General features: G+C 72.6%; 21 protein-coding genes and 1 tRNA gene. 14 read left to right on the plus strand and 8 right to left on the minus strand.

Annotated elements, in window-relative coordinates; genetic code table 11:
- Nucleotides 1-10 precede the first annotated feature (10 nt).
- From EXE59_RS23810 to EXE59_RS13920, 8 genes are all read left to right on the plus strand, one after another.
- Nucleotides 11-157: a hypothetical protein gene (locus tag EXE59_RS23810; RefSeq protein ID WP_168218513.1), complete on the plus strand. Its 147-nt coding sequence runs from the start codon at nucleotides 11-13 to the stop codon at nucleotides 155-157.
- A gap of 4 nt (nucleotides 158-161) precedes the next feature.
- The gene (gene nadD, locus EXE59_RS13890; RefSeq protein WP_281280315.1) at nucleotides 162-830 is read left to right on the plus strand and encodes a nicotinate-nucleotide adenylyltransferase; all 669 of its coding nucleotides are present in this window, start codon (nucleotides 162-164) and stop codon (nucleotides 828-830) included.
- Nucleotides 827-1,186, plus strand: coding sequence for a ribosome silencing factor (gene rsfS, locus EXE59_RS13895; RefSeq protein WP_135839437.1), 360 nt, complete (start codon nucleotides 827-829; stop codon nucleotides 1,184-1,186). The genes nadD and rsfS overlap by 4 nt, the downstream gene beginning before the upstream one ends.
- Nucleotides 1,183-1,773, plus strand: a complete 591-nt coding sequence (locus EXE59_RS13900) for a histidine phosphatase family protein (protein WP_168218514.1) — start codon at nucleotides 1,183-1,185, stop codon at nucleotides 1,771-1,773. Before rsfS ends, EXE59_RS13900 begins: the two co-directional genes overlap by 4 nt.
- A complete protein-coding gene (locus EXE59_RS13905; protein ID WP_210428996.1) occupies nucleotides 1,770-2,120 on the plus strand; it encodes a DUF4112 domain-containing protein in 351 nt (116 codons plus the stop codon). Before EXE59_RS13900 ends, EXE59_RS13905 begins: the two co-directional genes overlap by 4 nt.
- 65 nt (nucleotides 2,121-2,185) lie before the next feature.
- A tRNA-Ala gene (locus EXE59_RS13910) sits at nucleotides 2,186-2,261 on the plus strand.
- A 139-nt stretch (nucleotides 2,262-2,400) separates the two neighbouring features.
- Nucleotides 2,401-3,654 carry an ornithine--oxo-acid transaminase gene (gene rocD / locus EXE59_RS13915; RefSeq protein WP_135839438.1) on the plus strand — a complete coding sequence of 418 codons (1,254 nt, stop codon included), beginning with the start codon at nucleotides 2,401-2,403 and terminating at the stop codon, nucleotides 3,652-3,654.
- A gap of 39 nt (nucleotides 3,655-3,693) precedes the next feature.
- Nucleotides 3,694-5,079, plus strand: a complete 1,386-nt coding sequence (locus EXE59_RS13920) for a DUF6226 family protein (RefSeq protein ID WP_135839439.1) — start codon at nucleotides 3,694-3,696, stop codon at nucleotides 5,077-5,079.
- On the opposite strand, the gene EXE59_RS13925 is transcribed toward EXE59_RS13920, so the two are convergent.
- From EXE59_RS13925 to EXE59_RS13945, 5 genes are read right to left on the minus strand one after another with little or no spacing between them, the layout of a single operon-like run.
- Nucleotides 5,072-5,353 carry an ankyrin repeat domain-containing protein gene (locus tag EXE59_RS13925; protein ID WP_135839440.1) on the minus strand — a complete coding sequence of 94 codons (282 nt, stop codon included), beginning with the start codon at nucleotides 5,351-5,353 and terminating at the stop codon, nucleotides 5,072-5,074. The genes EXE59_RS13920 and EXE59_RS13925 overlap by 8 nt on opposite strands.
- Entirely contained in the window at nucleotides 5,340-6,587 is a 1,248-nt protein-coding gene (locus EXE59_RS13930) for a low temperature requirement protein A (protein ID WP_135839441.1), read from the minus strand. The genes EXE59_RS13925 and EXE59_RS13930 overlap by 14 nt, the downstream gene beginning before the upstream one ends.
- 46 nt (nucleotides 6,588-6,633) lie before the next feature.
- Nucleotides 6,634-7,395: an SDR family NAD(P)-dependent oxidoreductase gene (locus EXE59_RS13935; RefSeq protein ID WP_135839442.1), complete on the minus strand. Its 762-nt coding sequence runs from the start codon at nucleotides 7,393-7,395 to the stop codon at nucleotides 6,634-6,636.
- 9 nt (nucleotides 7,396-7,404) lie between these two features.
- On the minus strand, nucleotides 7,405-8,655 hold the full coding sequence (locus EXE59_RS13940; protein ID WP_135839443.1) for an MFS transporter: 1,251 nt from the start codon (nucleotides 8,653-8,655) through the stop codon (nucleotides 7,405-7,407).
- Nucleotides 8,652-9,221 carry an ArsR/SmtB family transcription factor gene (locus EXE59_RS13945; protein ID WP_135839444.1) on the minus strand — a complete coding sequence of 190 codons (570 nt, stop codon included), beginning with the start codon at nucleotides 9,219-9,221 and terminating at the stop codon, nucleotides 8,652-8,654. Before EXE59_RS13945 ends, EXE59_RS13940 begins: the two co-directional genes overlap by 4 nt.
- 293 nt (nucleotides 9,222-9,514) lie before the next feature.
- Between EXE59_RS13945 and EXE59_RS13950 the strand changes: the two genes are divergently transcribed.
- Nucleotides 9,515-9,988: a DUF4870 domain-containing protein gene (locus EXE59_RS13950; protein WP_210428997.1), complete on the plus strand. Its 474-nt coding sequence runs from the start codon at nucleotides 9,515-9,517 to the stop codon at nucleotides 9,986-9,988.
- Here EXE59_RS13950 and EXE59_RS13955 read toward each other — a convergent pair whose 3' ends face one another.
- On the minus strand, nucleotides 9,989-10,777 hold the full coding sequence (locus tag EXE59_RS13955) for a hypothetical protein (protein WP_135839445.1): 789 nt from the start codon (nucleotides 10,775-10,777) through the stop codon (nucleotides 9,989-9,991).
- Between the two features lie 165 nt (nucleotides 10,778-10,942).
- Between EXE59_RS13955 and leuS the strand changes: the two genes are divergently transcribed.
- Nucleotides 10,943-13,426 (plus strand): leucine--tRNA ligase, encoded by a 2,484-nt coding sequence (gene leuS, locus EXE59_RS13960; protein WP_135839446.1) that lies wholly within the window; start codon nucleotides 10,943-10,945, stop codon nucleotides 13,424-13,426.
- A gap of 86 nt (nucleotides 13,427-13,512) precedes the next feature.
- Here the strand turns inward: leuS and EXE59_RS13965 are convergent, their stop codons facing one another.
- Nucleotides 13,513-15,090: a S8 family peptidase gene (locus tag EXE59_RS13965; RefSeq protein WP_135839447.1), complete on the minus strand. Its 1,578-nt coding sequence runs from the start codon at nucleotides 15,088-15,090 to the stop codon at nucleotides 13,513-13,515.
- An 86-nt stretch (nucleotides 15,091-15,176) separates the two neighbouring features.
- Entirely contained in the window at nucleotides 15,177-16,046 is an 870-nt protein-coding gene (locus tag EXE59_RS13970; protein ID WP_135839448.1) for a helix-turn-helix domain-containing protein, read from the minus strand.
- A 96-nt stretch (nucleotides 16,047-16,142) separates the two neighbouring features.
- On the opposite strand from EXE59_RS13970, the gene EXE59_RS13975 reads away from it, so the two are divergent.
- The 4 genes from EXE59_RS13975 (at nucleotide 16,143) to holA (ending at nucleotide 21,202) form a co-directional block, all read left to right on the plus strand.
- On the plus strand, nucleotides 16,143-17,000 hold the full coding sequence (locus EXE59_RS13975; protein WP_135839449.1) for a DegV family protein: 858 nt from the start codon (nucleotides 16,143-16,145) through the stop codon (nucleotides 16,998-17,000).
- 70 nt (nucleotides 17,001-17,070) lie between these two features.
- The gene (locus tag EXE59_RS13980; RefSeq protein WP_135839450.1) at nucleotides 17,071-17,916 is read left to right on the plus strand and encodes a ComEA family DNA-binding protein; all 846 of its coding nucleotides are present in this window, start codon (nucleotides 17,071-17,073) and stop codon (nucleotides 17,914-17,916) included.
- Between the two features lie 19 nt (nucleotides 17,917-17,935).
- Nucleotides 17,936-20,203 carry a ComEC/Rec2 family competence protein gene (locus tag EXE59_RS13985; protein ID WP_135839451.1) on the plus strand — a complete coding sequence of 756 codons (2,268 nt, stop codon included), beginning with the start codon at nucleotides 17,936-17,938 and terminating at the stop codon, nucleotides 20,201-20,203.
- Between the two features lie 12 nt (nucleotides 20,204-20,215).
- Nucleotides 20,216-21,202, plus strand: a complete 987-nt coding sequence (gene holA / locus EXE59_RS13990) for a DNA polymerase III subunit delta (RefSeq protein WP_135839452.1) — start codon at nucleotides 20,216-20,218, stop codon at nucleotides 21,200-21,202.
- Nucleotides 21,203-21,247 lie beyond the last annotated feature (45 nt).

Raw genomic sequence — 21,247 nt, forward strand, 5'->3', positions numbered from 1 at the left:
GGGTGAGCCCATGCTGAGCACCGTCATCACGCTTGCCGCCGAGGCCGAGAGCGAGCCCGCCGTCCACCCCTACGTCATCGGTGGCGTGACCCTGGTCCTCCTCATGGTGCTGCTCCTGGCCGTGGTCTCCTTCGGCGGCGGTCGCGAGCACAGCTGAGCCGGTGGCGACTCCTGTGGCACGGCGTCGCGTCGGGGTGATGGGCGGCACGTTCGACCCGATCCACCACGGCCACCTCGTCGCCGCGTCCGAGGTGCAGGCCTGGTTCGACCTCGACGAGGTGGTCTTCGTGCCGACCGGCGACCCGTGGCAGAAGAGCGACCGTACGGTCACGCCGGCCGAGCACCGCTACCTGATGACGGTGGTGGCCACGGCCGCCAACCCCCGCTTCAACGTCTCCCGGGTCGACATCGACCGGGCCGGCCGGACGTACACGATCGACACGCTGCGCGACCTCCACGCCGAGATGCCCGACGCCGACCTGTTCTTCATCACCGGCGCCGACGCCCTGGCCGACATCTTCACCTGGCGCGACGCCGAGGAGCTCTTCGAGCTCGCGAACTTCGTCGGCTGCACCCGGCCCGGCTATGAGATGGACCCCGCGGCGCTCGCCAGGATCCCCGCCGACCGGGTCACCATGGTCGAGATCCCGGCCCTGGCGATCTCGTCCACCGACTGCCGCGAGCGCAAGCGCCGCGGGGAGCCCGTCTGGTACCTCGTGCCGGACGGTGTGGTGCAGTACATCGCCAAGCACGACCTCTACGCAGCACCCGCCCCCAGCGCCACTGCCCGCACCACCACCAGCACCAACACCAGCAAGGACACTGCATGACTGCCACCGACCACGCCCTCGAGCTCGTCGCCGTCGCGGCCCAGGCCGCGCACGACAAGAAGGCCGACCAGGTCCTGGCCTTCGACGTGAGCGAGCAGCTCGCGATCACCGACGCGTTCGTGCTGGCCAGCGCGACCAACGAGCGGGCCGTCGGCGCGATCGTCGACGAGGTGGAGGACAAGCTCCGCGAGTCCGGTGCGAAGCCGATCCGGCGCGAGGGCCACAAGGAGGGTCGCTGGGTGCTGCTCGACTACGGCGAGATCGTGGTGCACGTGCAGCACGAGGAGGAGCGCTCGTTCTACGCCCTCGAGCGCCTTTGGAGCGACTGCCCGCTCATCCCGCTGACCCTCACGTGACGCGACTCGTCCTGCTGCGGCACGGCCGCACGGAGTGGAACGCCGCCGGTCGCTACCAGGGCCACGAGGACGTCGACCTGTCCGAGGAGGGGCTCGCGCAGGCGCAGTCCGTCGCTCCGGCGATCGCCGCGATGTCGCCCGTGGCGCTGTGGAGCTCCGACCTCTCGCGCGCGGCCACCACGGCGGCGCACGTCGGCGAGGCCTGCGGGCTGCCGGTGACCACCGACCCGCGCCTGCGTGAGCGCCACGTCGGGGTCTTCGGCGGGATGACAGCGGAGCAGATCCGCGCGTCGCACCCGGCCGAGGCCGGCGAGTTCTTCGCCGGTGCCGGGCCGCTGGACACCGAGAGCGAGCGGGAGGTCGAGGGCCGGATGACCGAGGCGCTGCAAGACCTGGGCCGCATCGTCGGTGCGCACGGAACGGTCGTGGCGATCTCGCACGGCTGGGCGATCCGGATGGCGGTCACGTCGCTGGTGGGCGCATCACCGACCGCCCTGCACGGGCTGGACAACTGCGGCTGGGCAGAGCTGGTGCATCGCGGCGACCGCTGGTCGCTTCTTGCCTGGAACCGGGTCGCGACCTCGTGAGCGACCGGGCGCGCGAGATCGACGTCGCGTTGAGCCGGCAGCTCGCCAGGGTCATGGACGACGCCGTGACGGTGCCCGGCACCCGTGTCGGTGTCGGCCTCGACGCGGTGATCGGACTGGTGCCGGGGATCGGCGACCTCGTGGGCAGCGCCCTGTCGGGCGTGATCGTCCGCGCCAACCGCAAGAACCTGCGACTGCTGCTCCGCGAGGTCGAGCGCGAGCCGCTGCGCGAGCCCCCGAGCCCGGCGTACGTCGCCGGCGCGGTGGCCCTCATGCTGGTCCCGGTCCTCGCCGGGATCGTGGTCGCGGTGCTCGGGATCTGGCTCCTGTGGCGCCTCCTCACCTGACGTCGACGTGACGGGGGACCCCGATTTCACCTCCGCTGGACCGTCCGCTAATGTTCTCGGCTGTTGGGGCTGTGGCGCAGCTGGTAGCGCATCTGCATGGCATGCAGAGGGTCAGGGGTTCGAGTCCCCTCAGCTCCACCAACGAGAAGTCCGGCGCAGAGCGCCGGACTTCTCTTCGTTTCCGGGCGTCGAGGGGGAGGGCTGGCTTGCCCAGAGCGAGCCAGCACTCCCCGACGTCGCCGAGTCGGCGAACGGATCGGGGCGGTGGCACCATGTGCTCATGACCGCGACCGACCTCTCCACGAGCACCACTCCGGCCGTCTCCGAGCGCACCGCCGCCCACATCGAGGCGACCGAGCGCTACGCGGCGCACAACTACCACCCGCTGCCCGTGGTCCTCGCGGAGGGCGACGGCGCGTGGGTGGTCGACGTCGACGGCAAGCGCTACCTCGACTGCCTCGCCGGCTACTCCGCGCTCAACTTCGGTCACTCCAACGAGCGCCTGGTCGCGGTCGCCCGCGAGCAGCTCGGCCGGCTCACGCTGACGAGCCGCGCGTTCTTCAACGACAAGCTGAGCGGCTTCGCCGAGGCGCTGTGCCGCCTGACCGGCAAGGACATGATCCTGCCGATGAACTCCGGCGCCGAGGCAGTCGAGACCGCCATCAAGGTCAGCCGCAAGTGGGGCTACGAGGTCAAGGGCGTGCCCGCCGGACAGGCCACGATCATCACGATGGAGGGCAACTTCCACGGCCGCACCACCACCATCGTGAGCTTCTCCGACGACGAGGTGGCGACGTCGGGCTACGCCCCGTTCACGACCGGCTTCCGGGGCGTGAAGTACGGCGACATCGAGGCGATCGCCTCAGCCATCGACGACACGACCGTCGCGGTCCTCTTCGAGCCGATCCAGGGCGAGGGCGGCGTCGTGATGCCCCCCGAGGGCTTCCTGCGCGACCTCCGCGCGCTCTGCACCGAGCGCAACGTGCTGATGGTCGCCGACGAGATCCAGTCCGGCCTGGCTCGCTCCGGCAGGACGTTCGCGTGCGACCACGAGGACGTCGTCCCCGACATCTACGTCATGGGCAAGGCGCTCGGCGGCGGCATCTACCCGGTCTCGGCGATCGCAGCCGACCACGAGGTCATGGACGTCATCACGCCCGGCTCGCACGGCTCCACCTTCGGCGGCAACCCGCTCGCCGCGGCCATCGGCACCGAGGTCGTCGCCATGCTCGAGGAGGGCACCTTCCAGGCCCGCTCCGCCGAGATCGGGGAGCTCCTCGAGGCCGGCTTCGGCCCGCTGGTGGGCAAGGGACTGTCCGACGTACGGGTCCGTGGCGCCTGGGCAGGCATCGACATCGACCCCTCGCTGATGTCCGGTCGCCAGATGTCCGAGGCGCTGATGGCCCGCGGCATCCTCGCCAAGGACACCCACGGCTCGACCGTCCGCTTCGCGCCGCCGCTGGTGGCCAGCGACGAGGACATCGCCGGCCTCGTCACCGCCGTCACGGAGATCCTCGGCGCGGCGCGTACCTGACCAGCAAACCCGCTGGACGGAGCTCCTAGCCTGTCAGGCATGGGAGCGCGGTTCGACCACCTCGTCGTCGCCGTCGAGGACCTCCACGACGCGATGGCCCGGTGGACCGCGGCCGGCGTCCCGGCCGTACGCGGGGGAGCGCACCCGGTCGGCACGGTCAACGCGCTGGTGCGCGGGCCCGGGCCGGCGTACGTCGAGCTGATCGCGGCCGGGAGCGACGAGTCCAACCCGTGGCTGGAACGCGTCCGCTCCGCCTGCGGCCCGATCTCGTGGGCGATCGCGGTCGACGACATCGAGGTGGCGCGTACGGCGCTGCTGGCCGCCGGATTCGAGCCGGAGCCCGCCGTGCCCGGCTCGCGCCGCACGCCGGACGGTGACGTCGTGGAGTGGAAGGTCTGCGACGTCGGACCCGGGCCGTACGACGGGTCGCTGCCGTTCCTCATCGAGTGGACGGCGCCGATGGGAGCCGGGCCGGCGGACGGCCCCGTCCTCGAGTGGGTGGTGCTGGCGCCGCCCGACCCCGACCGGGTCGCCGACGTCCTGCTGGCCCTCGGGTTCACCGGGGACCGCCACTTCCCCAGACGGGTCTTCGCCGCAGGCGAGGGCGTCTCGATCACGCTCGCCCCGCTCGGCGAACCTGAGCACGCCGACGAGGCAGCGTGGATGAGCATCGAGTCGGACGAGCCCCAGCCACCCGTGTCGATCGGACTGGCGACGCCGGGGGAGCGATCCGTGACCGAGGTGCTGGACGAGGTGGAGGTGACGACCAGACCGGACCGGCGTCGGTTCCCGGCGGCGGCACTCGTGCCTGCCGTCGACGTCGCGTTCGCACGGCTGCGCGGCGATCTCGCCGACTGGCCGCACCCGCGCCCCGACGGTCGCCCGGCCGCGCCGGAGGAGTACTCGGAGGTGACCGACGCCGGGCGCTACCGGCTGCTCGCCGCCCGTGCGGCCGCCTGGGTCGACGCGATCACCGCGACCGGGCTCGGCACCGCGCGCGACGTCGACCCCGGCGCGGTGCGCTGGGCGGGGGATCGGGTCATCGTCCCGACGCGGGTCACCCTCGTCGAGGGACGACCGGGCACCCGTCCGGTCGTCATCGGCACCGCACCCCTGCACGACGCGGACGACGCGGTCGTACAGGTCGGGGTGGGTGACCCCGCCGAGGTCCTGGAGCTCCAGCCGGACTGCGGGTGCGACGCCTGCGACACGGGGTCTGCCGACCTGCTCGGGGCCATCGACGACGCGTTCGTGCTGGCGCTGACGGGCGGGGTGTACGCCGTGCGCGAGGGAGACCGGGTCGTCCGGCGATCCCTGGACGGCTGGCGAAGCACGGGCGTGAGGGACGCCGAGCGGTGGCTCGACGACGCAGCCGCAGGACGGCGTACGGACGGGGTCGTCGCCGGCGAGCCCTGGCTCAGCTGAGCCGGGCGACCACCCGCTCGAGCCGGGCCGCGCGGGCTGCCTCCAGCGGCGTCATGCCCTCGAGCGGCGAGCGGAGGGTGGGGGACGCGCCGCGGTCCAGCAGCAGGAGGGCCACGGCCTCGTGCCGCTCCTCGATCGCCGCCACGAGGGCGGTCGACTGGAGCTCGGGGTGCACGAAGTCGATGTCGACTCCGGCGTCCAGGTGGTGCTCGGCGAGCGCGACGTCTCCGATGCAGGCGGCGGCGAAGAACGCCTTGTAGTCACCGTGCGACATCGCGGGTGGCCCCGGCGACCTCGTCGATGTGGCGGTAGCCGCGCAGCTCGTAACCGAGCACGGTGACCCAGGGCGCGAGCATCAGCACGAGGAGGGCGAGCGCCAGCGGGGCACCCCACGCGGCCAGCGCACAGGCGGCCGCCAGGAAGACGAGGGTGCCGACGAGCAGCCAGTGGTGCAGCGGGTCGCGGCCGGGGAAGAGGAGGTGGAAGACCGTGAAGAGCGCCAGTACGAAGACCGCGACCGGCATCGCCATCGTCAGCATCGTCTGTGCGGCGTCGAGCTCGGAGTGGTGCTCCACGTAGTAGGCGGCGGCGTGCAGGCCGGCGCCGGTCGCCGCGATCGAGGCGTAGAGGACGAGGTGGCCGAAGCCGAAGACCATGCTGCGGGCGTTGCTCGCCGTGAGCGCGTGGGCGAACGGGACCGTGAAGTAGCACCACCACAGCCCGACGGCGAGCGCGACGCCCGCGAGCGCGATCACGGCGGCCTCGACGCTCCACCCCTGGTCGGTCACGACGGCCTCGATGGCAGTCGTCGTCCCGAGGACGACCTCGCCGAAGGTGATGATCGCGAGCAGGCCGTAGCGCTCGGCGATGTGGTGAGCGTGCCACGGAGTGGGCGGGAGGTGGGTCTCGATCCACACGATGCCGCCGAGCTCGAGGGCGAACAGTGCGAGCGCCAACCCGATCTGCACCGGGACGGGCAGCACGTCGGTCGCGGTGACGACCCAGCCGACCTGCGCGACCGCGATCAACCGGACGTACGCCAGGCAGGTGCGGCGCCGATCCCGGTCGTGGGCCGCGGCCCGGGACCACAGCAGGATCATCGAGACGCGCATGGTCACGTAGCCCGCGACGACGACAGCGTTGTCGAACTCGCCGTGGTCGAACCCCTCGAACAGGTCGTGCAGGCCCAGTGCGAGGACCAGCACGCCGACCATCTGCAGGAGCGTGGCCAGCCGCATGAAGGCGTCATCGGTGTCGTAGGCCGAGGCGAACCAGGAGTAGTTGATCCAGGCGAGGGTGATCGCGAACATCGCGACGGCGAAGCCGAGCAGGCCCTCGACGAGGTGGTCCTCGACCAGCGCGTGCGCGAACTGCGACCCGGCGAGGCTGAAGGCCACGACCAGGGTGAGGTCGTACAACAGCTCCAGCGGGGACGCGGAGCGGTGCGACTCGCGTGGGTCGCGACCGGTCATGCGTCGCAGGCGGTGGGTCCGGGCAACCTCGCTCATGGCCCCGGATCCTCCCAGATCCGGGCCCGCTGAGGGGGCGTCCGGCTCAGGCGATGGTGAGCCCGCCGTCGACCGGGATCATCTGCCCGGTGACGTAGCCGGCGGCGTCGGACGCCAGCCACACCGCGGTGGCGGCCAGCTCGCGCGGGTCGCCCTTGCGGCCGGCCGGGACGCGCTGCATGGCGAGGTCGAGGTAGCCCTCGGGATAGGTGGCGGTCATCTCCGAGGTGAAGAACCCGGGGGCGAGCGCGTTGACGCGGATGCCCTTGCGGCCAGTCCACTGCTGGGCGAGGTCGCGGGTGAGGCCGCCCAGCCCGGCCTTCGAGGCGGAGTAGGCCGCCTGCGGGAGCCCGCCGGTGGTGATGCCGAGGATCGAGGAGATGTTGATGATGCTCGAGCCGGGCTCCATGACGCGGCCGCAGGCCTGGGCCATCCAGTAGCAGCCGTTGAGGTTCACGTCGATCACCGAGCGGAACTGCTCGGGCGTCTCCCGGGTGGCGGGAACGGCCGTGCCGACGCCGGCGTTGTTGACGAGCACGTCGACGCGTCCGAACTTCTCCATCGCCTCGTCGACGAGCCGCTGGCACTGCTCGGGGTCGGCCACGTCGGTGGCGACGGTGTGCACCCGGCGGCCGGTGGAGCGTACGGAGTCGGCGACCCGCTGCAGCTTCTCCACCCGGCGTGCGCCGAGCACGACGTCGGCGCCGGCCTCGGCGAAGCAGTGGGCGAACGCGACGCCCAGCCCGCTGGAGGCGCCGGTGACGATGACGACCTTGTCGTCGAGGCGGAAGAGATCCATCACGCTCATGACCAGACCCTAGGACGTGCCGCTCGTCACGGCGGGCTCCGGGGTGGTCGGCACGCGCCGCAGCGTCCGTACGGACCGCGAGCTGAGCACGAGCGCGCAGATCACGACGTACGCGACGGCAGAGGTGATCAGGACGGGCCGGTAGCCGAACACGGCCGCCAGGGGACCGAAGGCGATCTGCCCGATCGGGATAGCCACGAAGGAGCCGAGCGCGTCGTAGGAGTACGCGCGCGACAGCATGCCGTCCTCGATGTTCTCCTGCATCGCAAGGTTCCATCCCATGCCGAACACCTCCGTGCCGGCGCCGGCCGCGAAGGCCGCGACGACGAGGATGACCAGGTGCGGTGAGACCCCGAGGACCAGCATCGGCGGTGCCATCAGCAGCGCGCCGAGCATGCCCAGCAGCAGTGGACGCTCCAGGCGGACCCTGAGGAGCACGACGGTCGTGACGAGGAAGCCCGCTGCCTCGGCCGACAGCACGAAGCCCCAGCCCTGTCGACCGATGGTGTCATCGGCGATCGCGGGTCCCAGGGTGGACCACGCGCCGGCATGGATGAGGTTGAGGACGCCGAAGCCGACGACGACGATCCAGAGCCAGGGCGTCCCCCAGAAGAAGCTCCACCCCTCGCGAAGCTCACGGATCGTGTCGGCCGGCGCCCCGGTGGGCTCCTTGGGCGGGATCCTCACCGGGACCAGCAGGAGTGCGGCGAGCGCCCACGTCAGGGCATCGACGGCGAGCGCCCACCCGGACCCGATGGTGACGACCAGCAGGGCGCCGACGGTCGGCCCGAGCACCATCATCGCGCTGCGGGTCAGCGAGATCAGCGCGTTGGCCGGCTGGAGGTCGGAGCGGGCCACCAGCTGCGGGAGCACACTGGCCATGGCGGGGAACCCGATGCCCGAGACGGCGCCGTGGACGACGCTCAACACGACGAGCATCCAGATCTCGGCGTGACCGGACAGCACCAGCACGGCGATCGCACCCTGGCTCAGGGCCGATGCGACGTTGGAGAACTGCAGGACCAACGTGCGGGGGAAGCGGTCCGCGATCACACCCCCGTAGAGGAGCAGGGCAACCATCGGGAGCGTGTGCGCCGCGAGGACCTGGCCCAGGGCGCTGGGGGAGTCGGTGATGTCGAGGACGGCGAAGGCGAGCGCGATGCTGGCCATCATGTTCCCGAGCATGTTGATCAGGCGCGAGGCGAAGTACCACGCGAAGTTGCGGTTGCGCAGGGGGGCGAGCGCGGCGGACCAGGTCATCGGGTCTCCTCGTGGGCCGGCTTCCAGCGGACCGCCTCGCCGGTGAGTCCGCCGCTCATCGTGAACGCCTGGGTCGTGGCACTGACGTGCACGGTCTCGGGTGTCCCCGCCGGCCTGGCGGCCGCGTGCAGCAGGTGCGAGGCCTCGTGGAGGAGGTCGAGGGCCCGGTGCCAGGTCTCGACGTCGACCCAGGTCTCCAAGTCGCTGGAGGACGACGCCCCGGGTGCCGCCTCCTGCAGCCGCCGCTCGACCTCGAGGGCGTTGGCGCGGGCGTAGGCGACGCGCTCGTCGATGCCGGGCCGGTGGGTGCGTACGTCCCGCGAGGCGTCGTACCGGTAGCGCTTGGCGACGCCGCCGCGGATCTTCTCCTCGCTCTCGACGACGAGCTCGCCGGCGTCGTGGAGCTGGCGCAGGTGGTAGGACGCGTTGGCGTGGGTCAGCTCGAGGGCGCGGGCCACCTCGGCGGCACTCATCGCCTCCGCGGTCAGCAGCGACAGGATGCGCAGCCGCACCGGGTGCGCCGTCGCCCGCAGCCGGGTGACGGCGTCGGTGTCGGTCTCGTCCATCTCACCCTCCAATGGTTCTTGGGGAGTGAGTCTGGACGAAGGGAAGGCGACTGTCAAACACTTCTTGGGGAGTAGCGGGTTCGCGGTAGTCCACCGGGACATGGTCGGGACGGGCGCCTTCCGGCAGCCACTTCCCGGTGGACTACCCCGCCAGGGGCAGGCGGCCGAGCCCGGAACCGCCCCTGACGCGACCCTGAACCGACCCCGGAACCAGGTGAATTCGCCTCTCCGGCGTGCTTGGCTGGTGCCATCACCGGGCAGCAGGTCGCCCGGCCCACCGAGGAGTGAGTGCGATGTCCGACCAGTACCCCACCGGCGCGCAGGGGCCCGACCCGACGCGGCCCGACGGCCAGCAGCCCGAGACCACCTACCGCGCCGCCCCGCCGTCCATGTCGCCGCAGGACGAGCGCACGTGGGGCGCGGTCAGCCACGCCGGCGCCGTCGTCGCCATGGTCTGCTCGGCCGGGTTCCTCGGGTTCCTGGCCTCGATCGTGGTCTTCGTGATGTACAAGGACCGGGGCCCGTTCGTCCGCTCGCACGCCGCCAACTCGATCAACGTCCAGATCTCGATGTTCATCTGGCTCGTCGTCGCGGCCGTGCTCTACGTGATCCTGGGCGTCATCACCATCGGCATCGGCTTCGTCGTCTTCTGGCCGGTCTTCTTCGTGCCGCCGGTCGTCGCCGGCATCCTGCACGTCGTGGGGGCGGTCAAGGCCTACAACGGCGAGTGGTGGAACCCGCCGCTCACCCCGCAGCTCGTCAGGTGATCACTGGTTGAGCTCGCGCAGGACCTCGTCCTGCCACGCGAACGCTGCCCGGGCCCGGACCGCCAGGTCCGGCCCGGGCAGCAGTGCCTCCACCCGCTCGGCCATCCCCTCCGGCAGGTCCGTGCGGAGGTAGCGCAGCCCGAAGTCGTGCCGCGCCGGACAGTGCCGGACCCGCAGGAGGCGTACGAGCGGCTCCACGGCGAACCTCAGGTGCAGCGTCGTCGCCTCCGCGAGGTCGCCCCGCGCGATCGCGCGCTCGACGAGCCAGGCGCCGGTCTGCCGCCGCGCGGCGGTCTGCTCCACCGCCTGCCGACGCTGCGCCGCCAGGTCGGCCTCGTCGTCGTCCTCGAGGACCAGCAGCCCGTCGGGGTCGTGGAGGACGAGCGGTACGCCGTGTCGGCGTGTGTCCATGGTCAGCCGGTGGGGCAGCTGCTGGATGACCAGGTCGACCAGCCGGGTCGGTCGCGAGAGGTCGGCGGCGTCGGGCTGGAGGTGCAGGAAGCACTGCCGGCCGGTCGGCCCCCACGTCGTCTCGGGCAGCTCCCACACGTGGTCGACGCCGAGCTGCTCGCGCGCGAGGGCCAGCACGGCGGCGTACGTCGTCGCGGCGTTGCCGGTGCACCAGGCCTCGACGTCGAGGTCCGAGTGGTCGTCCCAGCCGCCCGTCACGGCCGAGCCGTTGACCACGACCACCCGGAGCGCGGGCACGTGGTCGGGCAGCCGGCCGAGGAGGGCCAGGACGTCGTCGTAGCGGTTGAGGTCTGGGTGGTCGGAACCGGGCTCGGGCACGGGAATGAGTATGCGTCGGACGAACCGCTACCATGGACCCATGCGGTCGCAGATCCTGCTTCTTCGACAGCCGCGCTGACTCACCGTCCAGGCAGTCAACGCGGCACCCCTCCATGTGTGAGGGGTTTTTTCATGTCGGGAGCAGGACCCACAGGAGCGAGAGAGATGAACCCCGAGCAGAGCACCCACGGCGAGACCACCTACGACATCGAGGCCACCGAGACGAAGTGGCAGCGGGTCTGGGAGGACCTCCAGCCGTTCCGGGCCGACGACGACAGCCCCCGCGAGAAGCGCTACGCGCTGACGATGTTCCCCTACCCCAGCGGGGACCTGCACATGGGGCACGCCGAGGTGTTCGCGCTGCACGACGTGGTGGCGCGCTACTGGTGGCAGCGCGGCTACGAGGTGCTGAACCCGATGGGCTTCGACTCCTTCGGCCTGCCCGCGGAGAACGCCGCGATCCGCAACGACGAGCACCCCGACACCTACACGCGCGCCAACATCGCGCGCTCGATCGAGTCGTGCCAGAAGTACGCCGCGTCGTTCGACTGGTCGCGGACCTTCAACACCTCCGACCCGGGCTACTACCGCTGGACCCAGTGGCTGTTCCTGAAGTTCTACGAGCGGGGCCTGGCCTACCGCAAGAACAGCCCGGTCAACTGGTGCCCCAACGACCAGACCGTCCTGGCCAACGAGCAGGTCGTCGGCGGTGTCTGCGACCGCTGCGGGGCGGAGGTGACCAAGAAGGAGCTGACCCAGTGGTACTTCAAGATCACCGACTACGCCCAGGAGCTGCTGGACGGCCTGGACGACCTGGAGAAGACCTGGCCCGACCGCGTGGTCACCGCCCAGCGCAACTGGATCGGCCGGTCCGAGGGCGCCCACGTCACCTTCACGCTGCACACCGCTGTCGGTGAGCGCGACATCGAGGTCTACACGACCCGTCCCGACACGCTGTACGGCGCCACCTTCATGGTGGTCGCCGCCGACGCCGCGCTGGCCGCCGAGATCGTGCACCCCGACCGCGCGCAGGCGCTGGAGGACTACCTGGTCGAGGTCCGCAAGGCCTCCGACATCGACCGGCTGGCCACCGACCGGCCCAAGACCGGCGTGGACCTGGGCATCACCGCCACCAACCCGGTCTCCGGCGAGGAGATCCCGGTGTGGGCCAGCGACTACGTGCTGGCCGACTACGGCACCGGCGCGATCATGGCCGTGCCCGCCCACGACCAGCGCGACCTGGACTTCGCCCGCACCATGGGCCTGCCGGTCCGACGCGTCATCGACACCGGTGACGACAACCCCGAGGAGACCGGGGTCGCGACGTCGGGGGACGGCACGTACGTCAACAGCGGGCCGCTGGACGGGCTGGCCGACAAGGCCTCCGGCATCCGCTCGATCATCGAGCGGTTGGAGGCGGACGGACGCGGCTCCGGCGCGGTCAACTTCCGCCTGCGCGACTGGCTGCTGAGCCGCCAGCGCTACTGGGGTGCGCCGATCCCGATCATCCACTGCCCCGTGGACGGCGAGGTGCCGGTGCCCGAGGACCAGCTGCCCGTGACGCTGCCGATGCTGACCGGCGCCGACCTGAAGCCCAAGGGCACCTCGCCGCTGGGCGGCGCGACCGAGTGGGTCAACACGACCTGCCCGACCTGCGGCGGACCGGCGACCCGCGACACCGACACCATGGACACGTTCGTCGACTCGTCCTGGTACATGTTCCGCTACTGCTCGCCGCACGACGACACCCAGGCGTTCGACAGCGCCAAGGTCAACATGTGGATGCCGAGCGACCTCTACGTCGGCGGCGTGGAGCACGCGGTGCTGCACCTGCTGTACGGCCGGTTCTTCACCAAGGTGCTCAACGACATGGGGATGGTGGACTTCCGCGAGCCGTGGGCGGCCCAGCTGAACCAGGGCTTCGTGATCAACAAGGGCAAGAAGATGAGCAAGTCCCTGGGCAACGGCGTCAACCTGGGCGACCAGCTCGCGGCCTTCGGCGTGGACGCGGTGCGCCTGACCCTGGTCTTCGCCGGTCCTCCGGAGGACGACATCGACTGGGCCAACATGTCGCCCGACGGGTCGCTGCGCTTCCTGCAGCGGGCCTGGCGCCTGTCCGGCGACGTCGCCTCGGCGCCGGGCGTCGACGTGACGGCCGGCGACGTGGCGCTCCGGCGTACGACGGCGCGCACCGTCCACGACGCGGCCGAGCTGGTCGAGACCTACCGCTTCAACGTGCTGGTGGCCCGGGTGATGGAGCTGGTCAACGCCACCCGCAAGGCCATCGACTCCGGTGTCGGGCCCGCGGACCCAGCGGTGCGCGAGGCGACCGAGGCGGTGGCGGTCCTGCTGTCACTGGTGGCGCCCTACACGGCCGAGGAGATGTGGGAGCGGCTGGGCCACGAGCCCACGGTCGCCCGCACCGGCTGGCCCGCGGTCGACGAGGCGCTGCTGGTCGAGGACACCGTCACCGCGGTGGTGCAGGTCAAGGGCAAGGTCAAGGCGCGGCTGGAGGTGTCGCCCGGCATCTCCGAGGCCGACCTGGAGGCCGCCGCCCTCGCCGACGCGGGCGTGCAGCGGGCGATCGACGGCGCGACCGTGCGCAAGGTCATCGTGCGCGCACCCAAGCTGGTCAACGTCGTCGTCTGACCCGCCCCCGGGACAGCGAACCGGCCCCGCGGCAGTGCCGCGGGGCCGGTCGTCACTCGAGGTGAGGTGTGCTGGTCAGGAGACCCTCACGGCCGGTCGAGGCCGAAGGTGTAGCTGCCCGACCCGGAGTAGGACTCCACGCGCCACGAGTAGTAGCCCGCGGTGCCGGTGTAGGTGATCTTCTCCTCCGAGGTGCTGCTGATGCCATGCGCGACCACGACCCAGGTGGAGCCGTTCCACTTCTCGAGGTAGAGGTCGAAGTCGGCGCCCGACGGGCCCGAGATGCAGCCCACGTGGGTGCCGGCGCCCGAGTAGTAGTAGTCGTTCGTGCCCGGGTGGTAGGCCACGCCACCGGAGCCCAGGGAGCCGGTCTCGGTCTCGGGCATGGTGCTGCAGGTGGTCGGCTCCGGGTCCGGGGGCGGGGTGGTGCCACCGGTGCCGACGTAGAGCAGGCGGTTCGGCGAGCCCGTGCCGGCGTTGGTGACCTTGTTGGGCGTCGCGTTGGTGATCAGCGCGTTGTTGACCGTCGCAGGGGAGGCCGACGGGTTGCCCTCCAGGTAGAGCGCCGCCGCACCGGCGACGTGCGGGGTCGCCATCGAGGTGCCGCTGATCGTGTTGGTCGCCGAGGTGCCCGTGTGCCAGGCCGACGTGATGTTGGACCCGGGGGCGAACATGTCGAGGCACGAGCCGATGTTGCTGAAGCTCGACCGCGCGTCGGTGTTCGTCGTCGACCCGATGGTCAGGCCGGCCGCGACGCGGGCGGGCGAGCTGTTGCACGCGTTGGCGCCGGAGTCGTTGCCCGCCGCGAGGGCGTACGTCACGCCGTCCGCGATCGAGTTGGACACGGCCGTGTCGAGGGCCGAGGAGATGCCGCCGCCGAGGCTCATGTTGGCCACGGCCGGCGAGCCGGCGGTGTGGTTCTGGGTCACCCAGTCGACGCCGGCGATGACGCCGGAGTTCGAGCCGCTGCCGTTGCAGTCGAGCACGCGGACCGCGACGAGGCGCACGCCCTTGGCGACGCCGTACGTCGATCCGCCGACCGTGCCCGCCACGTGGGTGCCGTGGCCGTTGCAGTCGGTGGTGCCCCGGCCGTCGTTGATCGCGGTGTAGCCCGAGACCGCGCGACCGCCGAACTGCGTGTGGGTGGTGAGCACGCCGGTGTCGATGATGTAGGCGGTGACGCCCGCGCCGGTGGCGTTGTAGGTGTAGGAGTTGTTGAGCGGCAGGTCGCGCTGGTCGATCCGGTCCAGGCCCCAGGTGGCCGGGGACTGGGTCGCCGTGAGCTGCACCGGCTTGTCGGCCTCGATGTAGGCGACGTTGGGGTTCTTGCGCAGCGCAGCCAGCGCCTGGCTGTTGAGCTTGGCGGCGAACCCGTCGATCACCGAGGTGTAGGTGTGGGTGATGTTCGCGCCCTCGGCGCGTACGTCGGCCTTGGCGGCGCGCAGGCTCTTGCCGGGCGCCTCCTTGTCGAGCACCACGATGTAGCGGTCGTTGGCCGAGGAGCCGAGGACGGGCGCGAGGCCGTCGTCGGCGAGGGAGGCCTGCGGGGCCTCCTGGGGCTTCTCCGATCCCGCCGCGTGGGTGGCGGACAGTGCGATCGCGAGTGCGGCACCGGCGAGCGAGGCGATCAGGCCTGCTGCCAGTCGAGGTCGTGCATGGTTCATCGATGGATCCTTCCCGAGACAGATGGACGAGGCTGACCATGACCGTCCGACGCCGTCCCGGGCAAGGGGCAGGCCGCGCTTAACACTTAACTCGGCCAGCTCCAGCGGATCCCCGTCGTCCCCGGTGCGGTGTCGGTGTGGACGAGGTGCGCGCGGCGATCACGGTCGAGCGAGACCGGCTGCTCCCGGCCCTCGGTGAAGGCCCAGACCCCCTGGGGGAGGGCGCCCGGGTCGAACGCCACCTCGAGCAGGTACTCGCGCATCGGCAGGCGCAGGCGGCGGGTGTACTCGTGCTCGCGGGGGCCGGGGGCGGGGGAGACGACGTCGTACGACACGATCACGGTCTCACCGCGGCGCAGCGGCCGGAAGAAGAGCAGCTCGGCACCGACCACGCCGGCCCCGGGGTCGCGCTCGACCCGTCCGAGCGCGCACCCGCGCAGCGGCCGGATCTCGGGCAGGCCCGCCTCGAGGTCGTCCTGGGAGTGCATCACGACGCGACGGTCGGGACCGTCGGCGCGGGCCCGCATCGCCTGACGCACGGTCAGGCTGACCTGGCGTCGGTCCGGGCCGATGTGCAGGACGTCGTGGACCGAGACCCGCGCCAGGTCGGTGTCCCAGCTCGTGTCGAGCCGCCCGAGTATCGCGGAGTGCGGCTCCTCGGGCCACAGTGCGTCGAGTCCCCGTACGGCGTGGCGCGGGGTGCGCTCACGCGTGCTGGGGAGGGTCGCGGTGAGGCTGCCGGCGGGCAGGCCGAGGACGTCCTCGAGGTGTGGCAGGGCCGCCAGGGACGACCTGCGCCCGGGCTCGCTGCGGCCGGACCGCCAGTAGCTGAGGGTCGCCGAGCTCACGGAGATGCCGCGTTGCGCGAGGTGGTCGGTGATCCGGTCCAGGCTCAGCCCGCGCTCGTCGATGGCAGACCGGAGTGCGTCGGCGAAGCTCCCGGGCCTGTCACGCATCCGGCCATCCAAGCGGAGGCCCCCACGGGCTGCAACACGCACCCGCACGGTGAGCGGCTGCCCCGGCACCTCGGTGGCTGCCACTAGCCTTCGGGTGTGTCCGGCACCGTGATCGTCACCGACTCGACCGCGAGCCTGCCCGCCGAGCTGGCGCAGGCCCACGGCATCCGGGTGGTGCCGCTGCAGGTCGTCATCGGCGCCCGGGTGCTCGACGAGGGGCCCGACGGGGCGACCCCCGAGGTGGTGGCGCAGGCCCTGCGTGACTTCGTGCCGGTGAGCACGTCGCGGCCGGCACCGGCGCTCTTCGCCGACCTCTACCGCTCCCTGGAGGCCGAGGGGGTCGAGGAGATCGTCTCGGTCCACCTCTCCGGCCAGATGAGCGGCACCTTCGAGTCGGCCCAGCTCGCCGCGCTCGAGGTCGACCTGCCGGTGCACGTCGTCGACTCCGGCCAGGTCGGGATCGCGACGGGCTTCGCCGCGCTCAGCGCCGCAGCCGTGCTGGAGGCCGGCGGCACCGCCCAGCAGGCGGCCGAGGCCGCGCTGGCCCGGGGGGAGGCGGCGACCTCGCTCTTCTACGTCGACACCCTGGAGTACCTGCGCCGGGGCGGGAGGATCGGTGCGGCCGCGGCGATCTTCGGCAGTGCCCTGTCGGTCAAGCCCCTGCTCGAGATCGCCGGCGGCAAGGTCGTGCCCCGCGAGCGCGTACGGACGGCCTCCCGGGCGCTGGCGCGGCTGGCCGAGCTCGCGGTCGAGGCCGCAGGGGACCGCCCGGTCGACGTGTGCGTCTCCCACCTGGCCAGCCCCGAGCGGGCCGGGGCTCTGGCGGCCACGCTCACCGAACGGCTGGCCGGGGGGCTGGAGGGGCGCGAGGTGATGTGCGGCGAGCTCGGCGCCGTGCTGGGCGCCCACGTGGGTCCCGGCATGGTGGCGGTCTGCGTCGCCCCGCGGGACTGACCACGCGGCTCTCTCCACAGATCGCCGATCACCCCTGTCGGGAGCCACGTCGCGTTCCTAGCGTGGAGGCATGCGTCGATCCCAGTCGTCCTCCGAGCACGCCGAGGCGGTGTCGCGCCGGCTGGCGACGCTGAGTGCGGAGCTCGCGGCCGTCCGCGGTGAGGCCGACGAGCCGCCCGACACCACGCACACCCGGGTCCGCGAGCGTCCCGACGAGCCGCCCGCCCCGGTGGTGCTGCCCGTGCCGGGGCGGCACGCGTCGCGGCGGCTGCGGATCGGTGGGTTCCAGCTCGGGCCGACACACCTGGCGATCGTGTGCTGCGTGGCCGCGCTCGCTGTCGGCCTGGCGGCCTGGTGGGCCGTGCGCGACCAGGCCGAGGTCGTGCCCGTCGCGCCTGCGGACGCGGGCGCGTCACCCGCGCCCCTGGCCCCGGTCGGCACCGCCGCGGACCCAGGGGCCGACGGGGCGGCGGAGGCGGACCCACCGACCGAGGAGCTGGTCGTGGACGTCGCCGGCAAGGTGCGTCGCCCGGGCATCGCGGTGCTGCCGCCCGGCTCGCGCGTGGTCGACGCCCTCGAGGCGGCGGGGGGAGCGCGCCGCGGGGTGGACCTGACGTCGCTCAACCTGGCCCGGCCGGTCGTCGACGGCGAGCAGATCCTGGTCGGCGTCGAGGCGGCGGCCGGGGTGGCCGGTTCGCTCGGCTCGACGGTCCCCGGCGGCGAGACCCTGGTCAACCTCAACACCGCGGACCTCGCGGCGCTCGACACCTTGCCGGGGGTCGGTCCGGTGACGGCCGAGTCGATCATCGGCTGGCGCGACGCCAACGGGGGCTTCACCTCGGTCGACGAGCTGTTGGAGGTCGACGGCATCGGTGAGGCCACCCTCGCCGACCTGGCGCCGCACGTCACCCTCTGAGCACCGCTGACCGCGACCCGTGCCCGACCTGCGCGCGATCGCCCTCGGCGCGGGAGCCTGGGTGGGAGCCCTGCTGGTTCTCGTCCTTCCCGGCTGGGCCGCCCTGGGCGGCACCTGTGCGGTCGTCGTGCTCGTCCTGGCCGGGGTGCTGCGGCGGTGGTGGACGGCTGCCTGGCTCGCGCCGCTCGCGGCACTGGTGGCCGTGGCCGGGGTCGCCGCGCTCCACCAGGTGCTGCTCACCACGTCGCCGCTCACCGCGCTCGCCCAGCAGGGCGCGGTGGTCACCGTACGTCTGGAGGTGACGTCCGACGTGCGCGTCGTGGCCGGCCAGTACGGCGACCTCCAGGTCCTCCGTGCCGACGTGACGCGCCTCGAGGGTCGGGCGAGGACGTGGCGCCTCGACGTGCCGGTCGTCGTGATGGCCCCCGCCGAGTGGCCGCGCCAACCGCTGGGCACCACGCTCGCGACGACCGCGCGGCTGGTGCCGGGCGACGACGACGTGGCGGCGCTGGTCCGGCCGACCGGTGTGCCGCGCGTGATCTCCGGACCAGACGCCTGGTGGGACGCCGCGGCGGCCGTGCGCCGGGCAGTGCGCGAGGCGGTCTCCGGCCGGGACGAGGACGCGCGCGAGCTCGTGCCCGCACTGGTGGTCGGTGACGACGGTGGCCTCGACCCCGGTCTCGCCGACGACTTCCGCACCACCGGCCTCACGCACCTGCTGGCCGTGAGCGGCACCAACCTCACGCTGGTGGTCGGCTCCCTGCTGGTCCTGGGCCGGTGGGTCGGCGTGCGCGGTCCGTGGCTCTACGCCCTCGGCGCGATCGGGATCGCCGGGTTCGTGCTGACCGCGCGGGCCGAGCCCAGCGTCGTGCGCGCCGCCGCGATGGGGGCGGTGGCGCTCGTGGGGATGGGGCGCAACGGGCGCTCCCGAGGCGTCCGCGGGCTCGGTGTGGCCGTGCTGGGCCTCCTCCTCTTCCGGCCCCAGCTGGCGGTGACGGCCGGTTTCGCGCTGTCCGCGCTGGCGACCGCCGGCATCCTGCTCCTGGCACCGGTGTGGCGCGACGCCCTCATGCGGTGGACGCCACGCTGGGTGGCCGAGGCGGTGTCGGTGCCGCTGGCGGCACAGGTGGCCTGCACGCCGGTCGTCGCGGCGCTGTCCGGGCAGGTCAGCCTCGTGGCGGTCGCGGCCAACCTCCTCGCTGCTCCCGCCGTCGCGCCGGCCACCGTGCTCGGCCTCGCCGGCGGTCTGGGCGGGCTGTTGTGGGTGCCGCTCGGCGTCGTGGTGGCCGCGCCGGCCGCGTGGTCCGCCGGATGGATCATCGCCGTGGCCCGCTGGGGAGCGTCGGTGCCGACCGCAGCGGTCGACTGGGGCACCGGTCCGCTCCCGCTCGCCGCCCTCACCGTGCTGTGCCTGCTGTCGGTGCTGCTGGCTCCGCGACTGCTCGGCCGGCCGTCCTCCGCGCTCGCCTGCACCGGACTGCTCGTCGTGGTGATGCTGGCGCGGCCCCCCACGCCCGGCTGGCCACCCGAGGGATGGGTCCTGGCGATGTGCGACGTGGGCCAGGGCGACGGGCTCGTCCTGCGCGCCGGCCCCGGCTCCGCCGTCGTGGTCGACGCCGGACCCGACCCCGTCGTCATGGACGCCTGCCTCGACCGGCTCGAGGTCACCTCCGTCCCGCTGGTGGTGCTGACGCACTTCCACGCCGACCACGTGGGTGGCCTCGCAGGGGTCGTCGACGGGCGCGAGGCGGGCACGATCGAGGCGACGGGCCTGCTCGAGCCGGCGGGCGGGGCGCGGGCGGTCGAGGCAGTGTCCGGACGCGTGCCCACCCCGGCGGCGTACGGACTCACGCGGCGGGTGGGCGAGGTGACGCTCCAGACGGTGTGGCCGCGCCCGGGTGCCGGCGCGGGGGACGCGGGGGAGAGCGCACCCAACAACGCCAGCGTGGTCCTGCTGGCCGAGGTCGCCGGCGTACGCGTCCTGCTGACCGGCGACGTCGAGCCGTCCGCCCAGGCAGCTCTGGCGCGCGACCTCGGCGGACTCCGGGTCGACGTGCTCAAGGTGCCGCACCACGGCAGCCGGCACCAGGACCTCGACTGGCTGACGTCGCTCGGGGCCCGGCTCGCGCTGGTGTCGGTGGGGGAGGACAACGACTACGGACATCCCGCACCCGACCTGGTGGCCGCCCTGGCGGCAGCCGGTGCCGAGGTGTGGCGCACGGACCTCGCCGGCGACGTGGTCGTGGTCGTCTCCGACGGCGAGGTCGGTGTCGCCGCCGGTGGATAGGGTTGACCCACCATGGCACGCACACCCTCCGCCGCTCAGGTCCTCGGCCACGTCGTCCTCGTGACGGGCAAGGAGGAGTACCTCTCCGCCCGCACCGTCGCGTCGGTCCGTGAGGCCGTTCGCGCCCACGACGCCGAGGCTGAGCTGGCCGAGTCCCCCGCGTCGGACCTCACGCTCGCCTCGCTGGGGGAGATGTCGGCGCCGTCGTTGTTCTCCTCGATCAGGTGCGTCGTCGTGCGCGGGCTGGAGGACCTGCCCGACGAGTCGGTCGAGGGCCTGCTGGCCTACTGCGCGGCGCCCGCCGACGACGTCGCGCTGGTGCTGGTGCACTCCGGTGGGCAGAAGGGCAGCGGCGTGCTCACCAAGCTGCGCAAGCTCGGCCCGGTGACCGAGGTGAAGTCCGAGGAGGTCCGTGCCAACGAGATGCCGGCCTTCGTGACCTCCGAGGTCGCCTCGCACGGTGCCCGGATCGACTCCGACGCGGCCGCCTACCTCGTCCAGGCAGTCGGCACCGATCTCCGCTCGCTGGCCGCGGCCGCCGACCAGCTCACCAACGACTTCCACGGCGAGCACCTCACCGTCGACAAGGTCCAGCGCTACTTCGGTGGCCGCGCGGAGGCGAAGTCCTTCACCGTGGCCGACGCCGCCTTCGCCGGCCGGCGGGCGGTCGCGCTGGAGGAGCTGCGCTGGGCGCTCGACTCCGGCACCTCCCCGGTGCTGGTCACCTCGGCCATGGCGGCGTCCGCCCGCAGCCTCGCGCGCTACCTCGGCGCCCCGCGCGGCGCGCGTGACGCCGACCTCGCGCGTGACCTGGGCGTGCCGCCGTGGAAGGTGCGCACGGTCCGGGACCAGTCCCGCTCGTGGAACCCCGGGGGCATCGCCGCCGCGGTCCGGGCGGTGGCGGTCGCCGACGCCGACATCAAGGGCCAGGCGCACGACGCGTCCTACACGCTCGAACGGCTCGTGCTCACCGTGGCAGGGCTGCGCGAGAGCCGCTGACACCCCGAAATGCAGAACACCCGCCACGAGGGCGGGTGTCCAGCG

Origin of the sequence: Nocardioides eburneiflavus (assembly GCF_004785795.1) — a bacterium.
Classification (GTDB): domain Bacteria; phylum Actinomycetota; class Actinomycetes; order Propionibacteriales; family Nocardioidaceae; genus Nocardioides; species Nocardioides eburneiflavus.